This window comes from Pseudoalteromonas sp. SR44-5, assembly GCF_014163675.1.
GTDB lineage: Bacteria > Pseudomonadota > Gammaproteobacteria > Enterobacterales > Alteromonadaceae > Pseudoalteromonas > Pseudoalteromonas rhizosphaerae.
On the sequence record NZ_JACJDT010000011.1, the window covers coordinates 63,614 to 84,115 of the forward strand.

At 40.3% G+C, this 20,502-nt stretch carries 13 protein-coding genes; 4 read left to right on the top strand and 9 right to left on the bottom strand.

Features of this window, described 5'->3' with window-relative positions; genetic code table 11:
• Positions 1-294: 294 nt before the first annotated feature.
• Positions 295-3,336 carry a TonB-dependent receptor gene (locus H5154_RS08510; protein ID WP_182718011.1) on the bottom strand — a complete coding sequence of 1,014 codons (3,042 nt, stop codon included), beginning with the start codon at positions 3,334-3,336 and terminating at the stop codon, positions 295-297.
• A 511-nt stretch (positions 3,337-3,847) separates the two neighbouring features.
• Entirely contained in the window at positions 3,848-4,693 is an 846-nt protein-coding gene (locus tag H5154_RS08515) for a MurR/RpiR family transcriptional regulator (RefSeq protein WP_145240869.1), read from the bottom strand.
• 486 nt (positions 4,694-5,179) lie between these two features.
• Between H5154_RS08515 and pbp4b the strand changes: the two genes are divergently transcribed.
• Positions 5,180-7,627, top strand: a complete 2,448-nt coding sequence (pbp4b, locus tag H5154_RS08520) for a penicillin binding protein PBP4B (RefSeq protein ID WP_182718012.1) — start codon at positions 5,180-5,182, stop codon at positions 7,625-7,627.
• A 150-nt stretch (positions 7,628-7,777) separates the two neighbouring features.
• Positions 7,778-9,154, top strand: a complete 1,377-nt coding sequence (locus H5154_RS08525) for a Na+/H+ antiporter NhaC family protein (protein ID WP_182718013.1) — start codon at positions 7,778-7,780, stop codon at positions 9,152-9,154.
• A 96-nt stretch (positions 9,155-9,250) separates the two neighbouring features.
• Here H5154_RS08525 and H5154_RS24165 read toward each other — a convergent pair whose 3' ends face one another.
• Together H5154_RS24165 and H5154_RS08540 are read right to left on the bottom strand one after the other, a co-directional pair.
• Positions 9,251-9,562, bottom strand: a complete 312-nt coding sequence (locus H5154_RS24165) for a helix-turn-helix domain-containing protein (RefSeq protein WP_182718041.1) — start codon at positions 9,560-9,562, stop codon at positions 9,251-9,253.
• A gap of 404 nt (positions 9,563-9,966) precedes the next feature.
• Positions 9,967-10,416, bottom strand: a complete 450-nt coding sequence (locus tag H5154_RS08540; protein ID WP_182718015.1) for a carboxymuconolactone decarboxylase family protein — start codon at positions 10,414-10,416, stop codon at positions 9,967-9,969.
• Positions 10,417-10,820: 404 nt separating this feature from the next.
• On the opposite strand from H5154_RS08540, the gene H5154_RS08545 reads away from it, so the two are divergent.
• Complete coding sequence (locus H5154_RS08545; protein WP_259398478.1) at positions 10,821-12,410, top strand: RICIN domain-containing protein; 1,590 nt, start codon at positions 10,821-10,823, stop codon at positions 12,408-12,410.
• A 72-nt stretch (positions 12,411-12,482) separates the two neighbouring features.
• Here H5154_RS08545 and H5154_RS08550 read toward each other — a convergent pair whose 3' ends face one another.
• Positions 12,483-13,628 (bottom strand): PQQ-dependent sugar dehydrogenase, encoded by a 1,146-nt coding sequence (locus tag H5154_RS08550; RefSeq protein ID WP_182718017.1) that lies wholly within the window; start codon positions 13,626-13,628, stop codon positions 12,483-12,485.
• Between the two features lie 1,483 nt (positions 13,629-15,111).
• Between H5154_RS08550 and H5154_RS08555 the strand changes: the two genes are divergently transcribed.
• Positions 15,112-16,251: an ISAs1 family transposase gene (locus H5154_RS08555; RefSeq protein WP_182718018.1), complete on the top strand. Its 1,140-nt coding sequence runs from the start codon at positions 15,112-15,114 to the stop codon at positions 16,249-16,251.
• Positions 16,252-16,355: 104 nt separating this feature from the next.
• Here H5154_RS08555 and H5154_RS08560 read toward each other — a convergent pair whose 3' ends face one another.
• From H5154_RS08560 to H5154_RS08575, 4 genes are all read right to left on the bottom strand, one after another.
• The gene (locus H5154_RS08560) at positions 16,356-18,296 is read right to left on the bottom strand and encodes an AAA family ATPase (protein WP_182718019.1); all 1,941 of its coding nucleotides are present in this window, start codon (positions 18,294-18,296) and stop codon (positions 16,356-16,358) included.
• Between the two features lie 300 nt (positions 18,297-18,596).
• Positions 18,597-19,223 (bottom strand): hypothetical protein, encoded by a 627-nt coding sequence (locus H5154_RS08565; protein WP_182718020.1) that lies wholly within the window; start codon positions 19,221-19,223, stop codon positions 18,597-18,599.
• Complete coding sequence (locus H5154_RS08570) at positions 19,210-19,761, bottom strand: RNA polymerase sigma factor (RefSeq protein WP_182718021.1); 552 nt, start codon at positions 19,759-19,761, stop codon at positions 19,210-19,212. Before H5154_RS08570 ends, H5154_RS08565 begins: the two co-directional genes overlap by 14 nt.
• Before the next feature lie 27 nt (positions 19,762-19,788).
• Entirely contained in the window at positions 19,789-20,427 is a 639-nt protein-coding gene (locus H5154_RS08575) for an energy transducer TonB (RefSeq protein WP_182718022.1), read from the bottom strand.
• Positions 20,428-20,502: the final 75 nt, after the last annotated feature.

Genomic DNA, 20,502 nt, shown 5'->3' on the forward strand with positions numbered 1-20,502 from the left:
CAAAACAGTAAAAATAGTCTCCATAAATGAACCACTACAATTAGTGGGGGTATTTGTAGCAGCGAGTTTACCTCGCGACAATAACGTTAAACCTTTGCCTACATGTTGGGATAAACCGCGACCTGCATTTTAACTTTGCCACAAGGTGGGTTAAAAGCAAATAAGGTATTTGTTTTGTATTGGGATGATTTGAGTTATTAGTCATTAAAAAGGGCATTAAAAAAGGCCACAATTGTGGCCTTACCATGGATGGGGAAATAAGCGCCCATTGAGCGCTTACTTTAATCCATAAGATTAAAACTTAAAGTTAACTGATAACTGCAAGCTACGTGGATTGTAGTAGCTACGCGATTCACCAAATTTCTCTTCAAGTACATACGGGTTTTTGTTATAACCTGTTTGACGATTAAATACGTTGAAGAGATCAGCACGAAATTGTAGTTCCATATCACCAGAGAACTTAAAGTCTTGCGTATAGTTTAAGTCTAGTTGCCAATGGCTAGCAGTGCGACGACTACCAGCAGACTCTGCATAGCGGCTAATATGGCTTGTAGGGTATCCGTATGTTGTTCCATCCCATGCTTCCCATGCTTTACCTGATTGGAATACGAAGTACGCCCCTAAGTTAGCTTCCCAAGGAAGAGTATAGTAACCGTATACTTTTAACAGGTGAGGTTTATCACCTGAGAGTGTGCCATAGCGATTATCCCAAGGGTAACGACCGCGACCATCACCATAATAAGATGAACCAATAAAGTTATTCGCATCATTGCTTGTTGTGGTGTTATCTTGGTCAAAGTTGCCATAGTAGTGACTCCACACATATGAAGCGTTTACGTAGCTATTCTCACCCAAGTATTCGGCTTCAATACTCGCTTCCCAGTATTTGGTTTCGCCGCCATCAACCTCTGCAATTACATACGATGAACCACCAATTTCGTCGCGAATATCAGCTAAGTTAGCTACATATAAGCCTTTATCTGCAATGTGTTGCGGTACACCTTCGGCATCAACACCTGAGTAATCAGTTAGACGCGCATTGTTTGGCATATCCTCCCAAAAGTGCATGCCTTTACGGTGACGAACATGGGCACGTAATACTAAGTCAGAACCAACATACTTAGTGGTTCCGATAGTAAATTCGTTAATACGACGTGGTTTCATATCATCTTGGAATACTTTACCAGATGAACCATTTCTAGGTGAAGATGATAAAATATTACCAGCTTCATCTAGTAATAACTCAATTTCGGCACGAGTGTTTCGATCCCATGATGCTGCGCGAGATAATGAACTCGCTTCAGGATTATAAATCGCAAAGTTTGCAAATACGGAATCTTCGTCAGAATAAGTCCATGTTGCACCTAAACGAGGTTGCAGCATATCTTTCCAGTTGGTTTGGTACATTTGGTACTTGTGACCAGGAGCAACTTCATAGCCAGAAATAGTACCAGATTTAGCTTTTAAGCCTTGACCATACCACGTGTCTTGGCTGACCAATAATCCTAAGTTATAAGTCCAATCACCCAATTCTATAGTATCGTTAATTTCAAAGTTTAGGCTGCGTGTTTCAGAGTTAATGCCTGATACAGGCGCGCCATCAGCCGTTGCTAAACTCATTTGTTGGACTCGAGCACGGTAGATAGCATTTGCAGGGTCAAAACCATCAGTGTTTGCATCAGCATCAACTAAGCCACCAATGTATGCAATTGAACCCCAACCGTTAGAGAGTCTGGTTAGTTGCTCTTCGCCTTCTTCCCATTTTGCACCAAAATGGAGTATGTGGTATGCATCGCCCCAGCTAAGTTCATGTTCTAAACTAACTTCAAAGGAATCACGATAAAAGTTTTGATTGTCATAAGTTGCGTATGCACCAACACCACCACCGCCTTTCATCACTGCGTCTTCAAGATAGCCATAGGTATTAATTAATGCATTTGCGCCAGCATTATATGCGGCGATTTGTGCTTCGCTAAATCCTTCATCTGGGTCATAACTTCTTAAGCTTGGGACAGAGAAATAACCCATTTGAGCTAAGTCATCAATACCAAGTTGGCTTGATAAAGAAGGGATTACACTCAATGGTGTATCAGGTTGTGAGCCTGTTTCTAATTCAAACTTACTATATTGGAACGAAAGTGTGGTTGCTGATCCTAAGATCCATGAACCATCTAAAGTAAAGATATCTTGATCAGCTTTACTGCCGACAGATACAGTGTCCATCTCGTAAGCACCAATCGAATCGCCTTTCACTTCTTTATCTGAGGTACGTTGTGAGATATTTATCAAAATATCATCAGTTGGTGCCCAGGTTAATTTACCAAAGTATTCGTCGCGGATACTCTCATAATCTTTTACTTCGCCATAGGCTGTGTTTTTGTTTGCTTTGGTCTCTTCAGGACGGTAATAAGAGGTATAAAAATATAATGTATCTTCAATCAGTGGACCGCTTAAACTTGCGGTTAACCAGTTTTTATCAAGCTCAAAGCTCTCTTCACCTACTGGCGTTGCAACAAAGGTTTTTGGTTGTATTTTGTATTCTATATTACCGTGAAACTCATCCGTACCAGATTTTGATACTGTGTCAATTGAAAAGCCACCAGAACGGTTAAAGCCAACCGCTTTTGCACCACCTCTGTCCATAGTAACAAAGGCAACATCGTGTGTTGATGGCTCTGAAGCTAAGTTGCCATACATCGGCAATGACACATTAACACCATCAAAGCCATATGAGTTATCAACACCTGATCCACCAGCGGATGGGCCCAACGTTGAATTTGCCGAAAGTTCTATACCAGGGACAAGCTTTAAAAGGTCTCGGTAATCTTGACCTACAGGGACATTATTAATTCCCTCTTCACCTAATGAGTTTGTGAGTGCTGATTTACCTTGGCGAAATAGTTTACTGCCTGTCACTGTAATTACTTCAACATTATCTTTTTTACCGCCAAGAACAACATTAGCACTTGAGGTTTGCTCTAGCAGTACATCAACAGTTATTGTTTGTGTAACGCCGCTGCTGTCTTCAAAGGTCAGCTCATAAGTGCCTGGTTTTAGTTGCGGGAGATCATAACTGCCATCTTCACGGGTTACCACCGTACGCGCTTTTGGCATGACGTTACTACGTGCAGTAATGGTAATACCCGCTAGTGGTTGGTTTGCTTGCTCGGTTTTTACCTTACCTTTAATGCTACCGTTTAAATTCGCGAATGCAGGAGCACTTGCTAGCGAGGCAGCTATTATAGCGGTGGTTATTGCAGTTTTTGGCACTCGCAGAGCGCGATGTGTGGCCTGCGCTAACGAGCTTATAGTGAAGGTTGGTACATGTTTTTTCATTGTTTTCCCCGTCCTTATTATAATTAACTTATAGCTCTGAACTTTGTTGATTCCCCAAACAGAGTTATAAACTTTGATCAATTGTTGCTATTCCATTAAACATGCGTTGCCATTAATGGTCAAGAATAAACTCTTCCTTATTTTTGTTGTATCTATAAATAAAATATATAAAAACTGGTTTCGTTATATTTTTTGTCAATATAAGCGTAAGGCTGGGGGAGTGTTTTCGCGATTTTTAGCGCAGTTACTCATATTTAATGTATTGAAATAACATGTTTTTGTGTTTTTCATTCTAAAGAAGGAGGATTTTTTATTGAGTTGGAACAATACTGTTGGAGTTACAATAATAATTATTGTTTATGAACTAAAAAATTTTGGTTGGCATGGAATAAAGAAATAATTTATAAATTAGCAAACGAGAGATAGGTTATTATTGCACGGCTGTTGTTAAAGTGGTTTTTATAATAAGAAAGGCCACAATAGTGGCCTTAATTCTTTAGGATGTCGTTGGTTAGTGATTTCTAAATTCACCAACAACGTCATTTGAATGCTCTAGTAATTTACGACCTTGACGACTCGATTGCGTTAAAGCGATAAATAGAATATCAATAACAAAGTCTTGCGCAGTACGGGCAAGTATCGATGATAAACGGACTGACTCTTCTTCTGCCACAGAGTAAAGCCTAACATTGGCTTGATCAGCAACAGGATTACTACCAAATTTAGTGACAGAGATCACGTAACTGTCGTTCTTCTTAGCCTGCTTTACCACTTCAGCAATTTCTCTGGTAACACCCGATTCACTGATCGCAATAACTAAGTCGCCTTTTGCAAAGGTTGATACATAGGCGAGCTGCGCATGACCATCAGGTTCAGCTATTGCTGGCATACCTAACTTTTGCAGCTTATAAGAGAAGTCTTTAGCCACCAGGGCAGAGCCCCCTAAACCACAAATTAAAATTCGCTTAGCTGATTTTAACAAGCTAACAGCCTGTTCAATGGCTAGCGCTTCATTGAGGTTTTTTGTTTCAGTAAGCACAGCAAGTTTACTACTGAGTAGCTTTTCTGCTATTTGCTCTAGTGAATCACTTAAGGTGATTTTACCATGCAGTTTTGGTTCTGATGTTTCATCATTGAGTGCATCAATGACAGCCAGCTTAAATGCTGGAAAGCCTTTGTAGCCCAGTTTTTGCGAAAATTTTACAACGCTTGACTGGCTCACGCCGACAACTTTAGCCAGCTCTACAGACGAAAGATTACGAATAGCATTAGCTGAGTTCAATGTGAAGTCGGCTAGCTTAGCTTCGCTGCTCGATAGGGACTGACGTAAGGCTTTAATTTTTACAAATGTAGACATACTACCCGCTTATTTTTATATTTGGCGTATTTATAGCATTAATCGAAATAAATTTGTACTTATTCTAGGTTCAAATGTAACCATCTTAGTTTTTACTCTTGTTCCTGTGCGTACAAAAAATAAATTATTCCCAATAGCCGCAATTAAGTTTTGGAATATTGTTTAAGAATAATTGGAATAATATAGTTTTAATTATCTAATTTTACAACACCAATAGCGCGAACTAACAGATTTATTTGCTAGTCGCTCGGGCACTGTTTTTATGGTGAGATAAAATATCTTTATTTAATTTACTTGTTGAAATAAATTATTTACAAATCATTTTACTGTGATAGGGTTTGGTTTATACAACTCAAATTGAGTTGTCCAAACTATAATAACAATATGAGAACTGGGTTTATTTAATGTATTGTTTACTAAAAGCACATACCGCTAATCGTGGTTTTGGGATTGCGCTTATTTACTTTGATCAGCAATGAGAAGGCTATGACGTTTTTATCTTGGTTTAAAAAACTTTGTTTAGTTACAACTGCCGCACTTTTGACTAGTTGCGCTTCAACACCTTACGAGTTTACACAATCTGCCAATTACAGTCATCGTGTTAAGTTTTTAGTCATGCATTACACCGCTATTGATTTTGAAAAATCGATGCGTGCTTTAGTCGATGAAGGTGGTTTAAGTGCTCATTATTTATTACCAGAGTTAAATGATCCTAGCTACCCTGAGGATGAATTAAAAGTAATTCAACTAGTTGATGAACATGATAGGGCGTGGCATGCCGGGACAAGCTTTTGGCAAGGCCGTGAAGATTTAAATGATCAATCAATTGGTATCGAAATTGTTAACGTACCAAGCTGTCACTATCCCGAAGTTAAACCTGATGAGCAAATGGAAAATGACGCCTCAAAACTGTGTATTTTCCCCGATTTTGACGCTAAACAAATAGCGTTATTGATTGAGCTCAGTAAAGGTATTTTAGCCCGTAACCCTGATATTGGCCCAACTCAAGTTGTAGGGCACTCCGATATAGCGCCTACACGAAAAAACGATCCAGGTCCGCGCTTTCCATGGTATCAATTGTACCAAGCTGGTATTGGTGCATGGTATGACAGTGACACGGTTGATAAATATTGGCAGCAATTTAGTTTAGTTAAACCATCCATTAGTTTAATGCAAAAAGCGTTACGTGGTTATGGTTATGATGTACACGTGACTAATCAACTTGATCCACAAACCCTTGATACATTAAGTGCCTTTCAAATGCACTTTTTACCTTGGCATGTAAGCGGTAATGCAGATGCACGCAGCGCTGCGGTATTGTTTGCTTTGATGCAGAAGTACTTTCCGAAAAAAGCAGCTAAGTTAATGTTGCAATATCAACAACAGCAACTTGCCCCAGAACCGATTATTAAGCCTTTAGCAAATGCGCAGGTTGTGTTGCAGGTACCAAATCCTAATCCAAGTTCTCGGGCACTGGTTAATGACCGTGGTACATTTAAAGCTTATAAAGGCCGAGGCGAAATTATCCTTGAAAATAACACCGCAACGAGCGCGGATATTTTTATCAATGGTGAAAAAATAAATATTGCTCAGCCACTTATGGCCAATAATAGCTACAAATATAGCTTATCTAAACGGACCCACAACGGCACAAATACGTTCAAGGTTGAAAATGTGCAGCCCGAAGGGGCAAGTTTAACATTACGTTTTCCTTATCCAACTTTAGTAACTAAGCCCGTAAAGTCAGTGCAGTTTAATAACGTGGATAAATTGATCAACGAAGAAGTCGCGGCAGGATTTCCCGGTGCCGTACTGGCAGTGATCAAAGATGGTAAGTTAATTAAATTAAGCCACTATGGAGATGCTAAAAAATACCTTGCTGATGGCTCATTATTAGAGCAGCCACAGCAGATGAAAAGCGATACATTATTTGATATTGCCTCTAATTCAAAAATGTTTGCCACAAATTTAGCGTTAATGAAATTAGCCAGTGAAGGTAAAGTTGATGTAGAAAAACCGCTATTTTATTACTTACCTGAGTTTCGTGGGGCGGGCCGTGAGCAGCGGTTAGTCAAAGATTTACTGACCCACAGTGCAGGTTATCCAGCGGTAGTTGATTTTCATCGTAAAGATAATAAGTTTGGTGAGCGATTCTTTTCACAAAATAGCTTACGTACTAAAAACTTATTACTGACAGGCGTGCCATTTGTTGCGGGTCGTAGCGTTAAACATTTATATTCAGATATTGATTACATGTTACTCGGTGTATTAGTGGAGCGACTTTCCGGGCAGTCGCTGGATAATTATGTTGAAGGGCAAGTTTATCAACCGCTTGGTTTAACCCACACCGTTTATAATCCATTGCAAAAGGGCTTTATAAAAAACCAAATAGCTGCCACTGAGTTAATGGGAAACACTCGTGACGGACGGATCAGCTTTGATAATGTTCGTACCGACGTTTTACAAGGACAAGTACATGACGAAAAAGCATTTTATTCCTTAGGTGGGGTCGCAGGTCACGCAGGACTTTTTAGTACAGGTCAAGACTTAGCTGTGCTTGCGCAGTTATTGCTGAATCGCGGTGGCTATGGTGATAAGCAAATATTTACCCCGCAAGTATTAGAGCAATTCATTGCCCCGCAAGCCAGCGATGAAAGCTATGGTTTAGGTTGGCGTCGTGCCGGTAACGGTGCTTTACAATGGCATTTTGGCCCGTACGCGAGCCCACAAGCGTATGGTCACACTGGCTGGACGGGCACGGTTACTGTGATTGATCCCGCTTATGACTTGGCGATAATTTTGCTTACCAATGCTCGCCATACCCCGATTGAAGGGAATGAAACAGATTATGAATTTATGGGGAGAAAGTTTGAAACCGGTAAATATGGCTCAATTGTTTCGCTAATTTATGAAGCAATATTAAATAAGCATTGATCTAAATGGCAGTGTTCAGCTTATCGCTAATCGATTTAAGTTGTGTTTATTGACGAACAGATTAAGCTAATGAGTTTGTTCCAGCCTTTATAACAAAGGCCTGATAATAATTAGAGTGAGTCTTAGACTCACCACAAAAAAGGTTACAGTATGTCTTGGTATTCAATTTTACCGCCACTAATTGCGATTTTGATCGTATTTTGGCGCAAAGAAGTCATTATGGCGCTACTCGTTGCTGTTGCTTCTTCAGAGTTTTTGCTGGCCTTGCAAGGTAACGGTAATACACTTTTTAATACATTTATAAATACCATAGAGCGCGTGGTGAGCGTAGCAAGTTCGCCAGGTAATAGTCGTATCCTAATTTTTAGTATCTTAATCGGTGCATTACTTGCTTACATACGCGAATCGGGCGGTGTGGCTGCAACAGTAAATGTGTTGATGAACAAAGGTGTGGCAAAGAGTAAACGCCAAGTGGGTTATTTAACCATGTTTTCAGGTATTGCGGTGTTTATAGAATCTAACTTAAGTGTACTGACTGCGGGTATTTTATCGCGGGGTTTATTCGATAAATTTAAAATGAGCCGTGCTCGCTTAGCATACATTATTGATAGTACCAGTGCTCCTGTGTGTATTTTGATTTTACTTAATGGTTGGGGGGCATACATACTTGGCTTGCTTGGTAATTATGAACTGTCAGAGTCGGCAGTCTCGGTGTTATGGGGCAGCATAGGCTATAACTTTTACGCCATCATCACCTTACTCATTGTGTTTTACACAATCTCGTTTGATAAAGTGCACGGCCCGCTTAAAAAGGCTGAAGAGCAAGTGGAATATCAAAAAACTGAGCTGCAAGAAGAAGTCAAAGGGACTAAAGCACGTTACATGTTAGTACCACTAATTACATTAATTGGTAGTATGGTCGGCTTTATGTATTGGTCAGGTAATGGTGATATTGCCAGCGGCAGTGGCTCTAAGTCGGTATTGTATGCAACTATTTTAGCTTGCGTTGTCGCCTACTTATTAATGGTAAGCTCTCGTCAATTTACTCACCATAAACTGGTTGATATTGGCTTTAAAGGCATGGGTGAGTTATTACCCTTAGTCGCGATTGTATTACTATCATTGACTCTCGGCGCCAGTTTAAAAGATTTAGGTACTGGCACTTTTGTTGCGGGCTTAGTGGGTGATTACTTACCTATTTACTTAGTCGTACCAGTGTTGTTTGTAACCGGTGCGGTGATCTCTTTCACAACAGGCACCTCATGGGGTACATTTGCAATACTTATCCCGATTGGTGTGCCATTAATTCAAGCGCTCGGCCTACCACCGTCATTAGTGATTGCGGCAATTTTAGGTGGCGGCGTATTTGGCGACCATTGCTCGCCAATATCAGATACCAGTGCGGTGTCAGCTATTGCCTCCGGCTGTGACTTGCTTACTCACGTTAAAACACAAATGCCGTATGCATTATTCGCGGGTGGCTTAACGTTTGTAGCTTACCTAGTTACGAGCATTATTGTGTTGTAAAGAGTTAGCGAGCTTGCGAGAGTAAAGTTAGCTAGTCAGCGAAAAGCCTGCAAATATGCAGGCTTTTTAGTTTATAGTGCAGCAATAGAACAGCAGCTATTGATGGATTAACTTTTTATATTTGGCAGGGGGTATTTGTAAAATAGCGTTGAACTCATTGTTTAGGTGAGATTGATCGGAAAACCCGCACTCAAGGGCGAGTTGTGCCAAGCTTAGCTGTGGGTTTGCTTTTATAAGTTGTCTGGCTTGCCTGACTCTGTAAATACGTGCTAGGTGTTTGGCAGTGATGCCACAGGTGTTTTTAACGTAGCACTCTAATTGCCGCTTACCTTTAGGAGTGTGCTCGTAAGCAGTACTTAGTGGGGTAAGATTGATTATTTTATGGATCAGTTTTTGTGTGTGCTCAATAGCCTAATGGTGTATTTTTGGTGCATTGAGGTGCGCTGACAACAAATCAATAAACGAATCTAAGTTAGCATATTGGTCAAGCGCCTGTGCTAAACCTGTTAAGGTTGCAGGCGCCACAAGCGAATGATTTACCTTTTGTAAATGGGCAAGTCCAGTGGGTTTAAACCGGATCCCACAAAAAACGGAGTCAGCAGTAAACGTTATTTTTGCTGACTGTGTTGATATGGTTTGCATGAAATAGGGGAATTTAATGGTTTTCCAGCTAAATTAAGACGCCCAGATAGCAAAAATATAACGCCTTTTGCGCCATCGCAGGGGAGCCAACTCTCCCCTGAAGATTGGGCGCTTGCAAACCAAACTGCTTGTACATAATCAGCGATATCGCCCGTTGGGCTGTAAATAGTTTATCGTTCATTAAACTCGACTGTCGGTTTAAACATTTTCACCATACGATTCCAGCTATTTATAGCATTAATTGCTACGGTGAGGGTAACTAAACTTGATTGATCAAATAATGCTGAAAGTGTTTGGTAAAAGTCATCATCAATGTTCTGTGACAAAGTCAACTTCTCGCAAAGCGCTAATGCAGCACGTTCTTTATCGTTATAAAGTGGCGTGTCTTGCCACGCATTGAGGGCAATAATGCGGTTAATGCTCTCGCCATACTCCAGTGCTTGTTTGCTATGCATGGCTAAACAATATGCACATTGGTTTAACTGTGATGCTCTTAGTTTTAGCAGCTCCCAAATTGTCACTCCAAAGGTAGCCTCGACTTTCTGTTTGATCAGTACTTCTTGATCAATCAAGTAGGTCATTAACTCGGGTTCGATATTAAAGTAATTCGCTCTTTTCATAATAGTTCCAAATCGATAAATAACTACTAGCTAGTTTATTGACGGATAAATAAAAAGAATTGTAAAAAAACGACTTTTTGATTTGTTTTTAGTGTAGTCGTACCTCGCTAAAGACTTATCATACTATTACACAATAATAAAACGGTATAAGTCGCTGATATATTATATTTACACCCTAAATTAGCGAATTTCAATACTAATTTAGCTCTTAAGCTTTAAAAAGCTCACATCGACAATGACGTTAATTTACTTTTATTTAACAATTAACTTTATTTGTAATATAAATGATCCTAATATAAGTGCGCAAACGATAATTATTAACCGTTTGTACTTAAGTGCAGGATTCGCATTTTACAAAACACCATTCAAGGAATGGCATAAATTGGAGCAAAAGAATGAGCGTTATGACAACACTGATACAACGGCAAAAGACTTTGTTTTTACTTCTGTTATCTACTTGTAGCTTTGCTACATTGGCAGAAAATTGTACAACTATGCCCACCTCAGGTGGGATTTACTCTGTAATTAACCGTGGCTCTAGCTTGGCATTAGATGTAAATACGTCTGATACTAGTGGCGCACCGGATGTAATTAGCTATCAATATTGGGGTGGTGCAAACCAGAAGTTTGCTTTCACTAAAGGCAGTGATGGTTACTGGACTATTCGTTCGCAACATAATAACCAAGTACTTGATGTACTCAATTCGTCACAGTCTAATGGCGCTAATATTGTGGTGTATGACGATTGGCAAGGTGATAATCAGCGCTGGCAGCTGAAGGTGTCTTCATCGGGTGGCTTTAATATTGTTAATAAACTTACGCAAAAGTCATTAACTGTGGCGGGTTCGCAAAACGGTGCCAATGTGTATCAAAATGATGATGCGGGTGGCAGTTCACAGCGCTGGTATATCAACCCTGTTTCAGGTAGTTGTGGTAGCAGTAGTGGTGGCGGTCAAACAACAGCTGGTTTAATTGGTTTTGCAGCACAACCAGGTAATGATGGCCTTGCAACTACAACCGGCGGCGGTAATGTATCTCCTACTATTGTAACTAGCTGCAGTGCGTTAACAGCCGCATTAAACTCAATATCAACTGCGGTTATTCAAGTTCCTAACAATACAACGATTAACTGCCATACGGCAAACCGAACTGTTGCAGCATGTCCACTCGATTGTGGCACATGGGGCGATTACGGTAAAACCTGGTATCGCTTACCGGTTGGTAACCAAAGTTGTAGTGAATTAGGTAGCAGCTCCAACAACACGGTTAACGTTACACGTAATGACTCTCGTCTTCGTGTTCGCTCAAATAAAACCCTTGAAGGATTAGGGAAAAACTCAAAAATCATCGGCACAAGCTTAGTGATCAGTAATGATCGTAATATCATCATACGTAATATTTTACTTGAAGATATTAACCCTGCATTAGTTGAAGCCGGTGATGCTATTTCTGTTGATGACAGTAGCCACATCTGGATTGATCATATGGCGTTTAATAAAATTAGTGACGGTTATATTGATATTGGCAATAGCCAAAATGTCACTTTAAGCTGGAACCGCTTTTATGGTTATAATACGCAAGTGTGTGCTAACCAGCATTGGTATACGCATTTATTCAAAAACTCCCAAATAACGGCACATCATAACTTTTGGGATACAGCGGCAGGGCGCAACCCTAAAGTAGACGGCTACAATTCACGCGTTCATATGTTTAATAACTATTGGAAAAACATTACTTATTTTGCAATTAGTGCAGGTAATGGCGCTGAAGTATTAGTAGAAAACAATTACTTTGAAAACAGTGCAAAACCACATTGGAACCAAGGCTCAGGCTACTTTAGCGCGTCAGGAAATGTGTATACTGGTGTGTCAGCAACCGATCAATATCGCGACAATGGGGCTAACATCTTTAACGATATTCAGTTATACCCATACAGTTTAGACAATGCCAATAGCTTAGGCAGTCAAGTTGATGGCGGTACAGGGCCGCAGTAATACACCCAAACCACCTAAAAATGCAAAAAGCCCTCAATTTAGAGGGCTTCATCACATTGCTTGTATTACGCGTTAGATTTTACCATCAGGCACGATGCGGTAAATTCCCATACCATCAATACCCAGATATAAATCGCCATTAGGGTGGGTTGCAATACTGCGCACGCGGCCAGCACCTTCAAATAGCTTGCTGTGACCCGTTACTTTATTACCATCAAGTTCAACCAATACTAAGTGTGCAAACTTCATAGCGCCAACAAGCACATGACCTTGCCACTGCGGGTATTTGCTACTTGTAACAAACTCCATCCCAGAAGGCGCGATAGAGGGCACCCACACCCAATCGGGTTGTTGCATACCTTCGCGGCTTGTTTCATCAGTAATTTTGGTACCAATGTAATTAATGCCGTGAGTTACTTCTGGCCAACCGTAGTTAGCGCCTGCTTTAATAATATTGATTTCATCACCGCCGCGAGGGCCATGTTCATGACTCCAAATTGCCCCCGTTTCTGGATGCATAGCCATGCCTTGTGGGTTTCTGTGGCCATAAGAGTATATACTCTTTCGTGCGTTTGGCTGATTAACAAACGGGTTTGACTTAGGGATTGTGCCATCAGCATTAATGCGGTGAATTTTTCCTGCATCATACTCTAAGCTTTGTGGGTGAACATCACGCGCGCCGCGATCACCAATCGAAAAGTACAAGTAACCGTCTTTATCAAATTCAATACGCGAGCCGTAATGTTTGCTGGTTGTGGTGTTTGGCGTGCCGTCGAACAGCAGCTGCGAGTCGACTAGTGCCATATCTTTTAAGCGCGCACGCATAATGGATGTATTGTAGCCTTCTTCATCGCCTTCATAACCTGAGTAAGAAAAGTAGATCCAGCCATTGTCTTTAAAGTTAGGATCAAGCTCGATATCTAATAAGCCGCCTTGACCTTCCGCATGCATGTTAGGCAGCCCTGCAATTTTTTGTTCTAGCAGTTTGCCATTACGAATTAGCCTAAGCTCACCAGCGCGGTCTGTTACTAATAAATCTTGCTCGTTAAGCCACGCCATTCCCCAAGGAATATTTACCCCTTGAGCAACTAATTCAAGCTGATACTTATCAGCGCTTTTAGCGACAGAGATTTCTTGTTCCGCTTGCTGCACACACGCCTGCAAGGTAGATAAACTGACCATAGCAATAGCTAAACTGGTGTAAAAAGACGTCTTCATGATGACTCCAATTTTTTAAACACGATGTAAATAGAGTAGCGTGTTAATAGTTTAATTGTTATTAACATTTACTAAAGTGCGACTATTAGTAGAAAAAGCGGGATAAAAGTCGAGTTATTGCTGTTTCAAGTTTCGTCGTAGGAGATAGCTTAAGCTACGAATAAAAAATGATGGCTTCGTGCGGCGGGCGACGAGCTACGGCACAATCCTAGTACCTAGTCACTTCCTAGAACCTAGCCACTTTATATTGTAGGTCGTCCTTTAGGGCGAAAAAGTGAATATCACCACCGAGAGCACAGAGGGGCTTCGCTACACAGAAGTTAAATATTGGAAGTAGGAGATGGCTTTAGCCACGAAGGGTTTAACAGCAGTGATAAGTTCACCACCGTAGGCGCTAAGCTTGCTGGCGCGCGTGGTTTGGTTGGCTAAAGTGAAACTAAAGTGCAACGATAAAACCAATGGGGGCGTTTAAATTTTAGGTCGCCCTTTAGGGTGAAAAGTGAATTTCACCACCGAAAGCACAGAGGCGCTTCGCTACACAGAGCTTAAATATTGGTTGTAGGAGATGGCTTTAGCCACGAAGGGTTTAACAGCAGTGATAAGTTAACCACCGTAGGCGCTAAGCTTGCTGGCGCGCGAGGTTTGGTTGGCTAAAGTGCAACGATAAAACCAATGGGGGCGTTTAAATTGTAGGTCGCCCTTTAGGGCGAGAAAGTGAATATCACCACCGAGAGCACAGAGGCGCTTCGCTACACAGAGGTTAAATAGTGGATGTAGGAGATGGCTTTAGCCACGAAGGGTTTAACACCAGTGATAAGTTCACCACCGAGAGCACTGAGGCGCTTCGCTGCACAGAGCTTAAATATTGGTTGTAGGAGATGGCTTCAGCCACGAAGGGTTTAACTCCAATGTAAGGGTTAACCACCGTAGGCGCTGAGCTTGCTGGCGCGTGTAACTTTTGGTCATTGCTTGCTAACTTGTCGCTTTCAAACTCGCTAACTGTTTAAAGAAACCTTATTCAATGTTTTTTGCCAGATTGCTGGCAGCAACCAAGGGGCGGCTGCCGCCGGTCGCCCCTTGGAACCCCTCGGCGCCCCGAGCATCACGCTTAATCCTTCAATGCGTAATTGATGTGAACGTAAACGCCGTGTATTCGCCGACTTTCACATCCATGTACGCCCCCAGTTCGGCCATCCGTGGCCTCTCGTTCAAAGCTACACTTTTCACCCATGGCGGAGTCACGGCTTATCGCGCATTGCCTACATAAATGTAGGTACTTAGGATTTGTCGGGAACAAAATCCTGCCGTGCGCGGTATTACTCATCAATTACTTATTTTCAGGGCGTGATGACGGGGGAAGGTAGGGTAAACGGTTTTAAATTAACCAGTTTGGAGTTTATTTAATCAATTTTGCGATTTTATGCCGATTATTTGACGATCTATTTTGATCATGGTTTATAGTCGGTTTTGTGTCTAATTTACCATGATTGAAACCACTATTAGCCAGTCATTTATCTCTGCTTCTGATCCTCGAATAGATAGATGTAAACGTCATTCTTTAACAAATATCCTTACTATATCCATTTGTGCCATAATCTGTGGCTGCGATGATTTCAGTGCCATTGAAGAATATGGTAAATCCAAACTGACTTGGTTTGAAACATTTTTAGACCTCCCACATGGCATTCCCAGCCATGACACTTTTCAGGATGTTTTAAATAGGATAAAACCGACTGAATTCGCCGACGCCTTTACTTTATGTGTTACACAACTAGGCAATTTAAGTGATGACATTGTGGCCCTTGATGGCAAAGTGATGCGCGGTACTTTAGACAGGGCAAAAGGTAATCCAGCAATTCATTTGGTAAGCGCGTGGTCAGTTAAAAATAACCTGTGTTTTGGCCAAGTTAAGGTGTCTGACAAATCGAATGAAATCACCGCTATACCCGCATTAATAAAATTACTTGATATTGAAGGCGCGACAATCACAACGGATGCAATGGGCTGTCAACATGCGATTGGCGAGTTGATAACCGAAGAAAAAGCAAATTTTGTTTTTGCTCTAAAAGGTAATCAAGGCGAGTTTTACGATGATATAAAGCTATTCCTAGATATACATCTAAAAAATGACTTTACAGGTATTGAACATAGTGTATTTAAATCTGTCGACGGTGAACATGGTCGTATTGAACAACGAAAAACATGGTTAATCAGTGATATAGGTTGGTTAATCAAGCGGCATCCGCAATGGAAATCAGTTAATGCGATAGCCGTTGTTCATTCAACTCGCCAGTTAACAGGTAAAGAAGAGACGAATGAATGTCGTTACTACATTATAAGCCACAAAGATAAGGCTGCAAAATTTATAGCGAATGCAATTAGATGTCACTGGCATATAGAGAACAAACTTCATTGGCAGTTAGATGTCAGTTTCAACGAAGATTATAACCGCCTTCGCAGTGGTTATGCAGGAGAGAATTTAGCGTTAATGAATAAAATCGCACTAAACCTGTTAAAAAACGAACGAAGTGTAAAAGTTGGAGTTAAGAATAAACGTTTAAAGGCTGGTTGGGACAATGACTATATGATGAAAGTATTAAAAGTCGGGTTTAAATCTGTATGATTTAAACCCGTTTGCCCTGCGGGGGAAGGGTGTTAAACGTGAGATTTGAGTTTGTTCTTGGTAAGATGCAAGACCTGATCCCGCAGAGGGGGAAATAATATAATTTATTTGAAAAAATTCTCTATATCATTTAGCCAGCCAAAATCTGTTGGTAAATCAGGATCCATATATTTTTTAAATATAACAGATAATTGTGCTTTATTTTCTTCTTTATTAATTATCTCTACAAGTTGAGGTTTTCCTTCATGACCTTCTAAGTTTTTAGGTTTGAATACTCCTGAGCATTTACTTAAATTTGCATATTGAGCATTATTGTCAATTTTAAAGTGATCTAATAAAAGTATAAGCTGATTATCTCCAGACTTTTCTAATTTCACAGCCAAATCTAGGACGCTTTTTGCGGCAGCTTTTGCTTCTATGACGTCTTCGATTTCAGTGTTTGTTCCATCTGTATTTGCAACACTATTTAGCTTTGTTTTATTATTATCACGGTCAAATAAAATACGGTTAAATGCTAGTTTGTTGCCAAATCTACTAGGTTTGTATCCTTGGATAGTTATTAAATTCTTCGTGTCAGTGTCTATTAGGCACAAAACTTTACCTTTTATTTCATTTTGCTCTTGTGTGTCACTAAAGGGCACTGATAATAAATCAAATAGTTTCTTAATATTTCCACAGCCATTAAATGGAACGATATTTAGGTTGTTAACTCGATTTTTCAAGTATGCTTGCAGATAACTTGCATCATCACTTCCTTCGCATATCAGCCATTTTTCATCTGAGTTTTTTAAGATAGAAAGCATAGAACTCATGAAATCAAAATAGCTTTTCATCTCAATGTTTTGTGGGAAGTGTCTTCTCATATCAAATAAGCGCTGCAATGAATAGGTTCGAACGTCAGGAAGCTCCAATTTATTTTCTATGTGAATTAAGCTACCTTGAGTTGGTTTAACTAAAAGTCCGTACCAGTGAGTGGTTAGCATAATTTGGTGACCATACATTTCTGATAATTCAACTAGTCTAGAAAATTGTTTATATCTTTGAGCTGACTCTAATGAACTTTCAGGTTCGTCTATTGCAACTATTATATCTTTACTTTTTTCTACTCCAGATGACAGCAAGGTTGTGGCCACATCAATTAGAGCTAATCGTTGTTGACCAGAGCTCAAGCTAGATAATGACTTCCCGTCTTTAGACAGAGGTCTTATGTTGAAGTACTCTTGAATAACTAGCTTTAATATGTCACTAGACCAAATCTTTTTCTTTGAGCCTTTAGGGCGAAAGTTGTAACCTTCGCTCAATCTCTCATTTATATCATCAATATAGTCGGATAAATTGGTATTAATTAAATCCATTAAACTTTTCTTGTTATTTTGACCTGCATCGATATGGTTTTTTTCTAGTAAAACTTTAATCTCATCACTAACACTTTTGTCCATTAACCCCTGCATCTCAGAGGCTTGAAGAGATAAAACGTCAGTAATTTTATTCTCAATAGGTATGTAGACGTATGAATAAAGGTTAACAACCTCATGAAAAAGATCTTGAAAATATTGGCGCGACATCCCTAATACTTTTAGGTCTGCAAATTTTTGATGAAAAGTTGAAGTCAGAAGTACGTCATTTTTACTGTTTTTTCCAATAGCTATAAGTAAATGCTTATCTTGGGTAACCGTTTTTTTTAAGTTATTTCTCCAGTCTACAAAATCTTTTACATATGAGCCATGTGAAAACAATGAGCTGAAATCGTCATTCCAAAATTTATTTGATATTGTTGTTAATCTTTTATCGTGAGACAATTTTTCTTTTTCAATAAGAAAAACTGGACAAATCAAAGCTCTATCTTTTTTCTCGTTAACAGTTATTTCCCACTGTTTTCCATCGATAGCGTTTAATATGTTGTTTATTGCTTCTAATATAGTTGACTTTCCGGCGCCATTTCCACCCAGCATTACAGACATTTTTTCACTTAAGTCATTAGTGAGTGGTATGAAGTTTATGCCTTTGTAACATTTAATGTTTCTTATGAATATTCCAGCAATCATATAATTCCATTATAGCTTTGAATTTGTAACTGTATTTACAGTGTTATAACATACTCTAATGTTGACACCCAGTTCTATTTCTTTAGTTAAACCCAACACATATGAGCCTTAACTCTTCCAATAGGGACTTGTATTCTTTGCTATATGTGATGACGAATCTAAATCAAGAACAAATTCGTTTACTTAGTCTGTTTATGTGGCAGCTAAGTAGTTTACGGCAAGCACATATAGCGTGGGCGAAATGGAAATCTTGACTTCAGACTCTAAATTTATATTTACTGCTTATTGTTGTGGTAAAAATCACCCCCTACACATCTTTACCCCATCTCCCGCATGTTTAAGCGCTATGATCTGGCCTTGGCTGTTGTGGGCCATGGCGAGCATGTCGCCTTTCATTATATTGCTCTCTATAGCGTGTTTGGTTTTTAAGTTATTCAATAGCGAGTCTTTTATTTGAATGAGTACTTCGCTGTGGCAGCTGGCGATGTACCAGTCGTTATCCACTTTTACCAATTGCCCGTATTCAATGTAGCGTTGTTGGTGTAGGCGCAGGTCGGCGGCGAGTTTGTCATCGAGTTGTTGTTTTTGGCGGGTTATTTCACTTGAATAACTGCCCGCATTATCTACTTGGTGTACTTCTATAAAGTGGTAACTGCTTTGCTGTACGGCAAAGGTGTTGTTAAGTGTGTGTTGTTGTTCTGTGTTGTTATCTGTGGTGTTAAAAATGGTAAAGCCCAGTACTACTAGAGCACAGGCGAGGCCGGTCATTTGCAGGGGTAATAAAAATCGAGTCGGCTTTTTATTAGCTTTTTGATTCGGCATTTGCGTAAATAATGCCTGTTGTTCTGGCGTCAGTGTGTGGCGTTTTTTACGTTCACTAAAATGCTGTTCAAGTTGTTGCTCAAACTGTTCGTTATGCTTGTTCATGGTAGGCTCCTAATAATGTTTTTAAGTTTTGTTTTGCATAACGTAGCCGCGTTTTTACGGTTTCATGATTGCTTTGGGTGATCTGTTGTATGTCTTCAAGCGAAAAGCCTTCTTGCTGTAAGCTGAGCGCTTCGCGTTGTACAAAGCTCAGCTGCATTAAAGCGCGGTTAAAGGCTTCGTAATCAAAGCTTTGCTGAGTATTAGGTGCTGCAATTGCAGTATCGTCTGCTAATTCTACAAAACGCTGTTGTTTGCGAAACTCATCGATTAACGCATTACGGGCAAGGCGGAACAACCAGGCTTTCGGGTTGTCTTGCGGTTGATAATAATGGCGTTTTTCCATCACTTTTAACCACGTTTGTTGGCTGATATCAAAGGCGAGTTGCTCATTACTTTGCGTCACTAAATAATGATATAAGTCGTTACCGAACATGGTGACGAGCTTGGTTAAGTGGCGGGTGTCGCCACTTTTTGCGTAGTCAGCTAAGTGATCGTCACTTGGCTGACTAATAAACCATGATTTTAAGCTTGTAAGCATAGGCACCCTTATTTGTATGTATTCGCGCTACTGGGTTTGGTCTAACTTAAAATCAAGTTGTACACTTTGCCCCGTTTGCATTTGTGCTACGCCATCAATCACTTTTGGGCGGTATTTCCAGCGTTTTATTGCCCGTAGTGCTTCACGGTCGAAAATGCGTTTTGGTTCTGCGTTTGTTACTTGTGCATCTATTACTTCACCGGTTTGAGATACATTAAAGCTTAATTGTACCCAGCCTTCAATGCCTTCTCGTGCGGCAATGGGCGGGTATTTAGGATTTATACGTACTATGGGGGTCGCATCACCGGTTGGTCGCTGTAAGTTAGCTTTTATATCGCCACCTATTTTATCAATACTTATATCTGGCGTTATTGCGGTTGTTACTATATTAGTATCAGTACTTGGCGGTGTACGCGGCGGCACTTTAGGCGGCGTTTGCATTTTAGGTGGCGGCGGCAAGGTTTGCTTGTGCTGCACTTTAGAATCTTCTGGCGCTTGGAATATTTCTACAATGATGCCGTCATCAATAAAGCTTGGCGCGCGTTGCTCGCCACTAATTAAGTACTGCATAAATGCAAATGCCGCAAAGGTCATGGCTGCACCACCAACAATGGCCGCTGATGTTTTTAAAGCATGATTAGTGTGTGGTAAAGCTACTGTTTGCATAAGCAAATCCTCGATAAGTTAAGTGGTATTCATCACTAAAACGTGCGCTAGATTAAAAAGGGGTGAAATATTTTT